The sequence below is a fragment of the Paenibacillus sp. S150 genome (assembly GCF_019352175.1).
GTDB lineage: Bacteria > Bacillota > Bacilli > Paenibacillales > Paenibacillaceae > Paenibacillus_AQ.
This window is the reverse complement of sequence record NZ_JACBYI010000031.1, coordinates 21777-35088: the sequence shown is the minus strand read 5'-3', so window position 1 is coordinate 35088 and position 13312 is coordinate 21777. Positions and strand designations below refer to the sequence as shown.

At 56.1% G+C, this 13312-nt stretch carries 6 protein-coding genes; 2 read left to right on the top strand and 4 right to left on the bottom strand.

What is annotated here, in order from left to right; all coding sequences use genetic code 11:
- Positions 1-499 precede the first annotated feature (499 nt).
- From HYD27_RS22830 to HYD27_RS22815, 4 genes are all read right to left on the bottom strand, one after another.
- Complete coding sequence (locus HYD27_RS22830; RefSeq protein WP_219218928.1) at positions 500-1306, bottom strand: hypothetical protein; 807 nt, start codon at positions 1304-1306, stop codon at positions 500-502.
- 305 nt (positions 1307-1611) lie between these two features.
- Positions 1612-2928, bottom strand: a complete 1317-nt coding sequence (locus HYD27_RS22825) for an ABC transporter substrate-binding protein (protein WP_219218926.1) — start codon at positions 2926-2928, stop codon at positions 1612-1614.
- A complete protein-coding gene (locus HYD27_RS22820; RefSeq protein WP_219218924.1) occupies positions 2925-4727 on the bottom strand; it encodes a sensor histidine kinase in 1803 nt (600 codons plus the stop codon). Before HYD27_RS22820 ends, HYD27_RS22825 begins: the two co-directional genes overlap by 4 nt.
- Positions 4728-4818: 91 nt before the next feature.
- Positions 4819-7608 carry a polysaccharide lyase family 8 super-sandwich domain-containing protein gene (locus HYD27_RS22815; RefSeq protein ID WP_219218923.1) on the bottom strand — a complete coding sequence of 930 codons (2790 nt, stop codon included), beginning with the start codon at positions 7606-7608 and terminating at the stop codon, positions 4819-4821.
- Between the two features lie 313 nt (positions 7609-7921).
- Here HYD27_RS22815 and HYD27_RS22810 point away from each other — a divergent pair, with 313 nt between their 5' ends.
- Together HYD27_RS22810 and HYD27_RS22805 are read left to right on the top strand one after the other, a co-directional pair.
- On the top strand, positions 7922-12142 hold the full coding sequence (locus tag HYD27_RS22810) for a glycoside hydrolase family 9 protein (protein WP_219218922.1): 4221 nt from the start codon (positions 7922-7924) through the stop codon (positions 12140-12142).
- Positions 12143-12460: 318 nt separating this feature from the next.
- Positions 12461-13189 carry a GH12 family glycosyl hydrolase domain-containing protein gene (locus tag HYD27_RS22805; protein ID WP_219218921.1) on the top strand — a complete coding sequence of 243 codons (729 nt, stop codon included), beginning with the start codon at positions 12461-12463 and terminating at the stop codon, positions 13187-13189.
- Positions 13190-13312 lie beyond the last annotated feature (123 nt).

Below are 13312 nucleotides of genomic sequence, written 5' to 3'. Positions count from 1 at the left end.
TCATATAAGACGGTTCCATTCATATACATTAAGTTTCTTTATTGTGTTTTTTAAAGACTACAGAACCGCCTCCCGCTTAAACAGCGGAGCGGACGGACCCGCGGAACAGCGGCTGCGGCCGCCTGGGTCTCCGGATTTTCACCGCCAAGAGACTGCGACGGAATAAAGTACCGCTGCATTGTTGACAAAACTCCCAAAACCGTGGAGATTTTGTCAACAAAAGCGGGTACTCATTTCCTCGCAGCTCCTAAGGGGAATGAAATAAATCTGGAGAGCACAGCGACCCGGACAACGCTCCGTTCGCGGAGCGTCCCTCCAAAACTACGTATCTCCTGCGCAAGCGGAAACGGCTTCGCCGTCCTTATAAGGACGGTATCCGTTTCAGCGGGAAAGATAAAGCTAATTTATAGCGTGAAGCCTATAAATCTTTTTAAAAAAGCAGAGGAAGGGTCCCGGGTCCCCGCCTCTGCTTTTTAAACAATCCGCTCTGAAGCTGCAGTCAGGCATTCATTAGCAGCTGAATGCGCTCGACATCCTCGCTGAATTTTTTAGCCAGCCTGGCTTTGCCCAGATTGGACTTTACAATTTTCAGTATCCGTTTATCGGCGGCAACGGCGAATTTGGCCAGCATCCTGAAGCCTTCTTCAGGGGCCCGCTCCACAAACAGGCTGACCGCATATTCCAATCCCTTGGACAGGACGCGGTAGTCTTCCGCTGTATACTTGGCTTGGCCGGCCGCGATCTCATCCAGTATTTGCTCTGACAAGTGCAAGGCATACAATACATGGGCGGGATTCTTCAGCAGCGGCGGGTGGGCCAGGGCAGCAGCCATCGCACGCTTCTCCAGCGCATTGGCCTGCTTGCCGAGCGAATCAAACAAGGACTTAATGACAGCGAATTCTTTTTCCCCGATCCGCTGCAGTGCCATCGCTGCCGCTTCGCGCATCCGCCATCTGGAGTCGTTCATGCCCGCCTGGCAGCACTCCAGTATGACCTGCTTTTGGGCAGGCCCGGCATAAGGATAATAAGCCCCCATCGCCTGCAGCGCACAAAAGGGCAGAAACTCACGGGGATTACCGGTAGGCGCTTCGTCCTCTTCCTTGCGGGTCCACGCCACAATCAGCTCCCAAGACTCACGGGTCACCCTGCCAGACTCAAAAGCATCGGCGAAGGCCGACGCTGCCCCCAGATTCGCGCGCGGCCCAGGCAGGTTCGATTCACCCAGCAGCTTCCGCTCCAGTTCAGCAAATCTGCCGGAATCCTGAAGCTCTTCATAGAATCCGCTCTTTGTCATTTTGCTGTTCATAATACGCCTCCATCATTTTGGAAAAGCAATTTTAATATGTTCCCCGCAAAACGGAATATGTACATACACAAGTTTAGAGCTTGCCGCAGATTGTTTCAAGTTCATAATTGACGGCAGCCGCCTGCTGTCCTCCAATGAAACCGGAGAGTTCCTTATGGGGTAGCGGCCTATTCCAATCTCCCGGAACGGAACGGCACGCCTGCTTGTTCATCATTTCAAATACCGGCTGCATGAGCGAAACAGCCGCCCTCTACCCGCATCAATGCGTGCCGAAGGCGGCTGTTGGACTGTAACGGGCAAACACCTTATTTCATGAGCGGATTAACCTCAAGCTCCATTTCACCGAGAAGCTCATCTACGGAAGAGCTTTGCGTGTAGAGCCTGTCCAGCAGCATTTGGATCTTCGTATCGATTTGCTGCCAATTCTTATGGCCCGGCGCGATCCGGGCATCGGCCATTTGATCGAGAACGGCCAGCTGGATGCTCTCGGGCGAAGGCTGGGAGGCCGCTCTCAGGAATACATCGGATTCCAGGACCGATTTCCGGGAAGGGACAAAATATTGTGCGGTGACGCTCATCGATTCCGCGCTGGTGATGAATTTCAGGAACTCGGCGGCTTCTGCCGGATGCCTGGTCTCGAATACGGAAACTCCCGCATAGCCCAGAGAGGTCCCCGTGCCCTTAATGCCTGCCGGCATCGGCGCGATATCCCATTCAAAATCGGTGACCGCACGGGCCTTCGAGGTATAGCTGTAACGGTCGGTGTACATCCCGATCTGGCCGCTGTCGAAGGTACGCTCGTCCCCCGGGAGCGGATGCACCTTGTCCTTGAACATCAGCTCGCTGTACAGCTGCAGCGACTCCCTCCCTTCCGGTGAATTCAGCGCAAAAGCCGTTCCCCCGCTGTCGAACAGCTCTGCGCCATGCGACCAGAGCAGCGGCAGCAGCGCATCCGACCAGTTGTTCCAGTCGCGGACCAGCTTCATGCCGTAGATGCCGCGCTGCGGATCGGTGATGCTGCGGGCGGCCTTGAGAAACTCGTCGTAATTCCACTTCCCTTCCTTATACAGCTCCGTCGGCGTCTTCAGGCCTTTTTCGCGGAACAGATCCTTGTTGTAGTAGATGAGGACCGGCGGCGTGGAGAACGATATCCCGTACAATCTGTCCTCCCGCCTGAATATGTCGAGTGTGGACGGATAAATATCCGGGTAATTGTATCCGGGGTCCTCCTTGACCTCTGCGGCAATGTCCGCCAGCTGGCCCGATTCCAGCAGCTGGGGAATCATCCGCTCCGCCAGCCAGCCGACATCGGGTGCGGTACGGGAGGCCAGCATGATTGACAGCTTCTGCTGATAATCGGCAAAAGGGATCGTCATGATCTCCACCTCCAGCCCGGAATGAAGCTGTTCAAATTTGCCGATCAGCTCTTCATACATCGCTTTCTGTGCATCATTGCCCCAAATGCTGAATTTGAGCTTCACGGGTTCTTGCGCAGCAGCGGCTCCATCTGCAGTTCCCCCGGCTCCGGCTTGCGCATCAAGCGCTCCGTTTCCCGTACCCGCAGAGCAGCCTGCAGCCAGCAGCGCCGCAGCAATAAGGCTGAGCAGCCTTGTCCGCATCATTGTGCCTCCTTCTGCCTCTCCCCGGCGGGTTCGGCATTGTTCCAAGCTTCCCAGTTCATCGGCAGCCGCAGTGAAACCGTCACGCCGCGCTCCGCAGAATTGTTGATGCGCAAGCCATAGGGCTCGCCGTAGAGCAGGCGCAGCCGCTGGTGGACATTGTGCAGCGCAAAGCCCTTTTGAATCCGGCCGAAGCCGCCTTGATCCGTTTCGGCAACGGATCGGGATTTACTTTTGTACAGCTGGCCTTCCAGCTCCTTCATCCTTCCATCGCTTATGCCAAGGCCGTCATCCCGGACGGACAGCACCAGATCATCCCCGTCCACAGAGGCGGTCAAGGCAAGGTGAAGCACATCCGGTCCCATGGCATGCTCGATGACATTTTCGATCAGCGGCTGCAGAATCAGCTTCGGCACCAGACAGTAATCGAAGGATGAATCGATATGAATAACGGCCTGCAGCTTGTCTCCAAGACGCATGCCCTGTATTTTTAGATACGCTTCCACAAATTTCACCTCATCCAGCACATACACCATCGGGTCCTGGCGGCCTACCGTATAGCGCAGCAGCTTTCCGAGACTGGTCACCACTCCCGAGAGCTCCCGGATACTGCCTTGGAGTGCCAGCATGTTGACCATCTCCAGCGTATTGTAGAGAAAATGCGGATGAATCTGGCTCTGCAGCGAAAGCAGCTCGGCCTCCCGTTCCTTCAGCCTGGTCTCATAGACCTCCTTGACCAAGCGGTCGATCTCGCCGATCATCGTATTGAAGCCTTCTGTCAGCTGCCCGATTTCATCGCTCGTGGTGACAGTCGCACGCTCCAGGAACAGCCCCCGCTTCACCTGCCTCATCTTCGACTGCAGATGGGCAATCGGCTTAATCAGACGGTTCGACAGCAGGATCGCAGCCGCATAGGCCGCCATCAGGGCAACGATGGATACGATCAGCGTGGAGTTCGTTAATTCGCGGGCATCCTCCCGAAGCTGCGTGCGCGGAATCAGCGAGGTTACCTTGAGTCCTGTATACGAGGATTGGGCAGACGCCGTAATATAAGATTCACGTGAATCGGGAAGCCCTTCTGTTCCCGCGTACAGCACGACGCCATCCTTGCCTGTAATCTGAAGCAGGCCGCTTCCGCTTAAGCGCACCGTGGATACAATGGACCCGAAGCCCCGCGGTGTCAGATCGACCTTGACGATTCCCAGCATTGCATTGGTGTAAGGCTCGCGGATCACCCTGGCCACAGAGACAATCCCCTGCTTCGCCTCTGCATAATATGCCGCTTTGTGCGGCGGAAGGATCGCAAGGCCGCCATCCTCCTGCTCTATGGCCCCCATCCACTCCGCCATGCTGCGGTCCCACCGCTTCCTTACGCTCTGGTCCAGGTTGCTGAAGATGCCGCCGTCATTGGTAAACACCAGAATGCTCTCGATTTCACCCCGGTCAAAGGCCAGTGAGGAAATGAACAGATTCATCTTCAGCGTTTCATCCGTGGTCAGGTAGGCGCCCGCCGAACCGGAGCCGCTGTGGCTCTGAAGAATATGCATCACATCCTCATCATACAGCGGCATAAGCGTAAGCCGGTCCAGCTCCTTAATATAGTGCTCCAAATTGATATTGATCTGATTGACGACCTGATAGGAGAGCTCCACGGTGCTGCGCTCCACTCCAGCGGTATATTTCTTATAGCTGATGGTGCCGATAACCAGAAACGGAATGGTGATCAGCAGGCAGAACAGGATGATAAACTTGGTGCGCAGCGGCACATAGACGGATTTGTTGGACATTTTTCTGAATGTCATGCGAACTGCCTCCCCAAACTCTGGATACCTACTCCAACATAGCATAATTTGAGTTCGAAGTCAGAGACGTTCGCCCTTGCCGGGGGCTTGGTTAAGGAATCAGCACGAATTTCACGGCATCGGCCACAACATAGCCGGTTGTCCCCTCATTGCGGATTGTGACGCTGCCCGAAGCACCCGCATTGAAAGTGTACGTGCCCAGCAGATTCCATATCCCCCCGTTCGACGTCTGGTTGATGGCAGCTGCCGCTGTTCCTCCGGCATGCGTGATTTCGACTGGAATGGAAGAAGCCCGGTTTTCGTGCTGCGGCCACATCATATACACCGCATAGGTCGCTGTGGCAGGCAGATCCGGCGTGAAGGTCACGCTTTTGCTGCCCTTGCCGGCGTTGTCGTCATGCAGATAGCTGCTGCCGTAACGGTCGGTCTGAGTCGATGCGGTCTTCCAGCCGCCTGTCTTCGTTACGCCGGATGCATCGCTGTTATCAACGATGATCTCCTGTACGGGCTGAGGAGTACCCCCGCCTTCGCCAAGCCCGAATGCGGCCTTGAAGGTTTTGCCCTTGGCGGCATTCACATTGACCGTGAATTTGACCGTCGGGCTAAGCTGGGTCACGGTAATGCCGGTGTCGGCAGTGTATTCGTCCGCCGAGCGGTCCAGCTCCACCTCAATAACGCCGGTATTGGCCTGAGTAGGATCACTGACCGACACCTCCAGGCTTTCGCTGCCTGTTTCCTTCACCATCACCGCCGCTTTCTTGCTTACCGTAATCAAATCTGCAGAGCTGCCGCCGTCCGTCCAGAAATTGGCGGCAACAATTCCGAGCCGGTTCTCCCTCACAGCCTGTACCGCCTCATTGTTCGCCAGAATCTGGATATCCGGCTGAGCCGCATACCCGGCTACCTGGGCAGCCGTCTTGTTCGGCAGCAGCACATATTCATAGCCTGCAGCCTGCGGATTCTGCCCATGGTCGAACCACAGCGTCAGATAATTGCGGGTGATCGGGGTGGAAGGCGTCTCCGAGCGTCCATTGACCTGCTTCCAGTTGCCGGTGCGCGCTTCACGTTTGGCCTGAAGCGAGGCGGCCTGCGGAAAATAATAGCCGATATCCGCACCTGCGGCATTGCCGGACAGATGCGCCCAATTCACGCCGGTAAGCGCGGCGTTCCAGCCCAGTGCAGCCGGCTGCGCAGTGCCATTCACGGTAAAGGCGTTGCTTCCGGCCGCATTCAGCCTGCGGTTCTCGGCAATGGTCTCCACCGCAAGGCCATCGGTGCTGGCAATGCCCGCCCCCAGGGCAACGGCCTCATCATCGAACATGAACCAGGATTTTCTTGCCTTCAGTGTATGATCGGTGTACTGCAGGTCCATCCCCGAAACGCCGTAGAGATTCAGCATATCGGTTCCGCCGGTCCACGTATTCGGGCTTTTCTGGCTGACGGAAGAGGTCTGGGAGAGCACCGTTGTCCCCGGCAGACGGTAAGAATCAACGGTGGGCCAGTAGCCGTCGCTGAATTGACCCAGATCCGCATTGTACAGGCTGGTTATTCCGGCTGAGGTATACCAGCCTTTGTTGTTCTCGCTGTTGATTGCCTCAAAGCTGCTGATCCGATTGGAGAACATGCCAAGCCCCAGGCTGTACCCGGGACGATGCTGGACTGCCCTGTCCATGGCGGAATACTGCTTGTAGAGAAGAAGCTCCGCCGCCGGAGCAACTCCGGAATCGGCAGCTATGGCCTTGGCCTGCACTATCGATGGAATCGGTGCATCCGCATAAAAGGACAGGAAGGTGTCCGACTGCAGCCAGCCCTTGATCATGCTTTTGAAGTCCGAGGACTGGGCTGGAGGCGCGATATCGGCCAGCATGAGGATGCCCTGCATGGCTGCATGGCCCGCTGTATGATCCTGGCTGTAATAGCGCGAGATCTCTCTGCCCCGGACAATATCCATCATGGCGCCCTTGTACATCAGCGGCTGATAGGCATTGTATACCCAATCCCACACATTGGACTGGCCCGGGTCGCTGACCTGCCAGGAGGAGCCATTCAGCACCTTCATTAAATTGCCCACGGAGAGCAAGAGATCCAGTCCGTAGCCTCCCGTATAGGGAATAGAGCTATGCTGAATAAAAGAACCGTCGCGGTAGAAGCCGTCTCCGCTCTGCGTGTAAGCGAAGATCGCCGACAAGCCGTCGCGTGCAGCGGCGATCTTCGCGCCGTCTTTGACAAGAATGCCCCGGATGGCCACGACGAACGCTTTCCAGGACCGGTTGGCTCCCGACAAATTGACGGCGGGAGAGAAATGCTCTACTCCCTTCATATAATTCGTGACCTGGGCGGAGCTTAAGTCGCTGTACATCAGCACCACCGTATCATTCAGCTGCATCGGGATGCCGATCTGCCAATCCCACCAGTTGCTGGTGCCGCTCGGAGTTGTCGTCACCGCCTCGTTATACCGGGTGGAATACATATAATCAAGCGCGCTTACGATGTCGGTCTTCAGCTGTGCATTGCCGAACAGCGCAGAGCCGGAAGTGCTGTAAGCGAGCGCCATTGCCCGCAAGCGTTCATAAGTGACCCGAATGTGGATGGAATTGCCCATCCCGGAGTTGTCGCTCCACAGATACGTCCGGCTGGCGGAGGTATTCATCGTCTGCCAGTAGCCGTTCGCAGCGGCCGTAGCCGCCGCTATGGCCGCAGCGATATCCGGGTCCGCCGTATCCAGCGTCCCTCCTCCGGTCAGCATGGCCTTTCTGGCCTCCCGCATCGCATCATATTCGTCCGCCGCATAGGCTCTGCCGCCGGGCAGGCCCCCAAACCATCCAAAAGCCAGCAAAATAACCAGGCCAATCATTCCCCACCTTGCAGTCCGACTTCTCATAGTCATCCCCCTCTCATTATGTAAAGCGCTTTCAAAACTAAGTATAATGAGCATCCGCCCTGTTTGAAAAGCATGCGCATTCGAGAAATGGTACGTGATTTCGAGAGATTCTTATGAGGCTGCCGGGAAGCCTCCCAAGGAGGCCGATGCAACGTCCCCCCTTCACCCCGCCACCGAAAACACGCCGCAAACAGGCGGAAATACATCACAAACAGGTAAGAATACATCATGGATTTGTGCGGAATCTTCCACTATGCTCGCTATGTAAGCGATTTCAGGAAACCGAATAACAAATGAACAGGAGGCTAAAGAAATGTCAACACACCGAATTACCCCAGCCAGGCTAAAGCACAGGCTGCTGCGCCTTGCCCTTGCGCTGGTTCTGGCCGCAACCGGTACTGCAGGCTGGCCCTCCGTCTCCTCCGCAGCTGTACCGCCGCTGCCCGGACCTGGCAGTCCGCTGGTCTACGACGATTTTGCCGGGGGAGGAGTGTACAAGCAGAATTGGACCAATTGGTACAACCAGAACGGCGGCAGCGGCAGCTTCTCCAGGACTGCGGACGGTGACCGCTCAGCGGGGAGGTTCACGCAAACGCCCGCCACAAGCAGCTCGTGGGCCAAATTCCAGCCTATGAATGAAGCCTTCAGCATAAGCGGCTACCGCTACTTGAAGCTGTCTGCCCGCAATCCGGGATATCCCGATTCCCGCATACGCATCAACCTGAACGACGGTTCGAAGAACTATGATCTTACCGGCGGCTGGACTGCGGTGCAGAGCACATGGACGGATCTGCAGTTCGACCTGGAGGCGCTCGCGCCTGCAATCCAGAAGGAGAACGTCAAGCTGGAAATCTGGCTGCGGCAAAACGGCGGCGCCTATGGCGAAGTGCTGATCGATGACATTATGGCAACGGCTCCGCGCAGCGGCAGTCAGCCTTCACTGGACATGCCTGCGGTAACGGCGAACAGTGAGGGTGTCTACAATCAGAATACATCGTTTACCTTCAGCACCACCTATACGGATGCGGACAACGAGCCGCCGTATGCCATTCAGGTTGTTGTCGATGATACCGCCTATGCGCTCACGGAAACGGACAGCGCGGACACGGTATATACAGACGGCAAAGGCTACGCCTATACCGCCAAACTGCCCGTGGGCAGCCACGCTTATTACTTCAGAGCCACCGACGCCACCTCCGACGAAGTCCGCAGCCCGCTTCAGTCCGGACTTGACGTTGTTTATTCGGAGCAGACCCTGGATGTCGTCGTCAGCCAGGCCGGCTACAGCAGCGGGGATGTCAAAACCGCCAGGGTTGTATCAAGCACCTATCTCGAAGATTTATCCTATCAAATTCTGGACGGCTCCGGCGTGGTGGCCTCCGGCCAGATGGTGGACGAGGGTATAGTCTGGAAGAAGCATGTGTATTCCATAGACTTCTCCTCTCTCCATGCCGAGGGCAGCCATTACAGAGTACGGAGCAACAATGTCACTTCCTACCCGTTTTCCGTCAAAGCAAACGTCTGGAAGGATTACAGGGATGAAATGACGGCATTTTACCGGATTATGCGCTCCGGCGTGGCAACCGCAGATGCTTATCCGGCCGGATACAGCAGTGTGGAGCCTTCCGCCAAAGTCTTCCACGGTGCCGGCCATCTGGATGACGCGTTGTCCGCCGACGGCCTGACGCATTACGATCTGTCCGGCGGCTGGTACGATGCCGGAGATTACGGGAAATACGGCGGCAACCAGTGGGTCGGCGCCGAAATCGCCCTGGCCTATCTACGTTACGCCAATGCGGAGAGCGTGAAATATGACAATGACGCGAACGGCATTCCCGATCTCGTGGATGAAGCCATCTTCGGCAGCGAATATCTGATCAAATTTGCCGACCAGCTGGGCGGTGAGATGTACAACCTGAAGAACAATGCTTCCTTTGTGCATCCCGAGAAGTCAACCGACAACCTTCCGGGTACGGCGGATGACCGCCGCCTCTCCGACCTTGGCGTCGGCGGCTCCGCCAAGTCCGCCGGAACGCTTGCCGCCACGGCGCGGGCCGTGCGGACGGCAATAGCCCAGGATGATGTCGCCCCCCCGCTTGCCGCAGGGCTTAACGCCTTCGCGGACCAGTGCGAAGCGGCAGCGGAAGTCTTCTATGCGTATGTCATCGCGCATCCGGACGGCCCCGTCGGCTCCTATTCCACAAGGGGCGGGATTCCGAACTCGAAGCTGCTGGCCGATGTGGAGCTGTACCTGCTCACCGGCGATCCGGCCTATGCCCAGGCTGCGGCAGCGTATATCAACACGCTGAGCTTCGAAGATCTCGCTTCAACCAACTACTGGGATATGCAGCCGATGTCGATGGCCGAATTCTATCCGGCGGCGGACACGGCCACGAAGGCCCATATCCATAGCCTGCTGAAGCAGCAGCTGGATTTCTTCCTCTCCTCTATGGACGATACGCCATATAGCGTGCTGAATCAATTCAAGAACTTTGGCGTCAATGAGCCGCAGGCTTCTTACTTGGGCGACATGCTGCGGTATTATGAATTATTCGGCGACCCTGCCGCTCTGGATGCCGCCGTCAAAGGCATGTACTGGATATTTGGCGAAAATCCCTGGAACATCAGCTGGGTATCGGGCATCGGTTCAGATTACACCGATTTCCTGCATACCCGTTTCGATGAGGCTGCGGGCACGGCAGCAGGCACCGGGATCATCATACCAGGCGCAATGGTCAGCGGACCCAATATCAAGGATACCAAAGACCCCGGAAGTGCAAGCCCATGGTACGAGGACCGCTCGCTGTATGCGGATGATGTCAGCCAGTGGCGCTACAACGAATTCAGCATCAGCATCCAGGCCGGGCTGCTGTATACCATTATGGGATTAAGCGCTGCGGACAGCAATGCGGCACCCGCTATCACGGCTCCGCTGCCGCTGCCTGTGCTCTCCCCGGTTATCGGCGATAAAGTGCGGGGGAATGTCACTATCTTCGCGGAGAACACGCCGGGCGTTGCAGAGCTAGTATATGCACCTGCCGGCGGTGTCTATCAGCCTATGGGCGTTTCCGGCGAAGTATATTCCGCTGTAATCAACGAATCCTCCGCCGCGCCTTTTACGGACCGCAGAATTGATGTACGCGGAGTCGACGCCGCAGGCCGCCGTACCTACAGCTCGACCCACTATACAGTAGCTCCGCCGCTGCCGGACCCTTCCACACCGCTGCTCTACGACGATTTTGGCGGCAGCGGCACCTGGGGAGGCTCCTCCGCGAACGCCACCTGGGTGAACTGGTATAACCAGAATGGCGGAACGGGAGCCTTCTCCAAGGTTTCAGTAGACGGGCGAACAGCCGGGAAGTTCACACAGACGCCGGCCAGCGCAAGCTCCTACGCCAAGTTCCAGCCCTGGCATGATGCCGTAGACCTCTCCGGCTACCGCTATTTGAATGTTACACTGAAGAATCCCGGCTATCCGCAGACGCGGGTACGGATTGAGCTTGCAGTTGGCGGCAAGACCTACAATTTGACCAAGGGCTGGGCAGAGGTGCCTGCGGACTGGACTTCCATGCAGTTTGACCTGAATGCCTTTGTGCCCGATGTGCTGAAGCCGGCGGCGACGCTCGCCATATGGCTGAAGCAGGAATCCGCGGACTACGGCGAATTGCTGGTCGATGAGATCACCGCAACCAACAAGCAAGGCGGCAGCGCGCCCGTGATCTCAGGCGTGAGTGTTGACAAGTCTTCCGGAGATCCGCAAACGGAATTCACCTTCAGCGCAACCTATACGGATGCGGACAACGATGCTCCGTTTGCCCTGGAGCTTGTCCTGGACGGTGTAATTCACCAGATGCTGCCCGTGGATTCAAGCGATACCAATTATACCGACGGCAGAACTTACCGCTGCACCACCAGACTTGCGCGAGGTCAGCATTCCTACTACATTCATGCCACTGACAACCGAACGGATGCGGTAAGCAGCGAAGTCCAGTCCGGCCCCATCGTGAGCCGCTCGGTCTTTGCCGACGATTTCAATGACGGCCAGGCGGACGGCTGGACCGCAGACGGCGGAATCTGGACGGCAGCGGGCTACGGTTACAGCGGTCAGGCGGGAACCGGACAGAACCTGTCCATCGCCGGAGATGCTGCCTGGACGGACTACACCTTCGAGGCCAGAGTGAACGTCACGAACAATACGTACGGCAACAAGGATGCCGGATTGGTATTCAGGTATACGGACGGCACCAGCTATTATCTGCTTGCCTTGAAGAACAACGACCGGACGGGCCGCAGGATGGAGCTGGTCAAGGTGGTGAACGGCGTCAAAACCACACTGGACTATGCCAATCCCGACATTGCCGCCGATACCTTTTACCGCTATGCCATCCGCCTGAAGGGTCCTGTCATCGAAGTCTACAAGGACGGCGTTCTTATTCTGAATGCGGTTGACAGCGCCCACGGGAGCGGTAAAATCGGCCTGCGCGTCTACGCCCACACCAGAGCGGTGTTTGACGATATCAGCGTGACCAGCTAGACTCCGGCAAAGGGACCGGCCCTGGGATTATGCCAAATGTGTATTTTACACAGCTACCCGAAAGACAGATCACTCCTGCTTGGAGTGATTTGTCTTTTTGTTCTAATACAAATAAGGAAATGTTTAATTAGTATAGGAAAAGATATGCAATTTCTATGGTTGTCTTGTGCATTTGTGAAAAACTATACTTTATGTAAGCGTTACCTTTAATTCTTTTCTATCTTATCCAATTAATTCAAAGGCGGGTGAAGCCAAAGCTCTGCGATTCCAACTCTTCACCGTTCCCGGTGGAGACAACCCATTTGAGGAGGATGTTTCATGAAGAAGAGCAAATTCATTACCGTTGTAACACTGGCATTGGTGGCGGTTCTGTCATCCGTCTCCGTAGCATTTGCGGCCACCTGGTCCTCAACGGCACAGTATGGAAATTGGTCGAATGGCGGATATACCGTCTATAACAATGTTTGGGGAAGCGGTGCGGGAGCCCAGTCCATCTGGGCCAATTCCTACAGCAACTGGGGGGTCTGGGCACAGCATCCCAATACCGGAGGAATCAAGTCCTATCCGAACAGCACCCGGGAAATCGGCCTTAAGCTGAGCGCTTTGAAAAGCGTAAGCAGCAGCTTTAATGTAACCGTTCCCAGCAGTGGAGCGGCATTTGAATCCGCTTACGATATTTGGGCAGGCAACAACAACGCCTATGAAATCATGCTCTGGATGAACTATGCCGGGGATGTCAAGCCCATCGCCGACAATTGGAGCTCCGCCGGAAATCCTATAGCTTCTTTTACCAATGTTTCGATAGGCGGCCATACCTGGAATGTTTATAAGGGCAATAACGGGTCCAATGCCGTATTTTCTTTTGTCAGAACTGGCAATACCAACTCGGGTACAGTTGACATTCTCGCCATTATGAACTGGATCAAAGGGAAAAGCTGGTTTGGGGATGAAACGCTGAACCGGGTGCAGTTCGGCTTCGAAATCACCTCTTCTCCGGCGGGCCTGGATTTCATCACCAACAGTTATTCCGTAAGCTACAGCCAATAAGCAGGCTGGTGTTAAGCCGAACCGGCTATGCCGTCCTTTAAAAGGGGCCTATGCTCCCCAGGCAGCGCTACAGAGTATCGCTTTCGGTAACGTTTCAGCGAGAAAGATAAGGCTAATTTTTAG

Bases quoted from the DNA above. Each gene is read 5' to 3' on its own strand.
- HYD27_RS22810 (WP_219218922.1), top strand. From the start codon at position 7,922: ATGTCAACACACCGAATTACCCCAGCCAGGCTAAAGCACAGGCTGCTG.
- HYD27_RS22805 (WP_219218921.1), top strand. From the start codon at position 12,461: ATGAAGAAGAGCAAATTCATTACCGTTGTAACACTGGCATTGGTGGCG.
- HYD27_RS22815 (WP_219218923.1), bottom strand. From the start codon at position 7,608: ATGAGAAGTCGGACTGCAAGGTGGGGAATGATTGGCCTGGTTATTTTG.
- HYD27_RS22820 (WP_219218924.1), bottom strand. From the start codon at position 4,727: ATGACATTCAGAAAAATGTCCAACAAATCCGTCTATGTGCCGCTGCGC.
- HYD27_RS22830 (WP_219218928.1), bottom strand. From the start codon at position 1,306: ATGAACAGCAAAATGACAAAGAGCGGATTCTATGAAGAGCTTCAGGAT.
- HYD27_RS22825 (WP_219218926.1), bottom strand. From the start codon at position 2,928: ATGATGCGGACAAGGCTGCTCAGCCTTATTGCTGCGGCGCTGCTGGCT.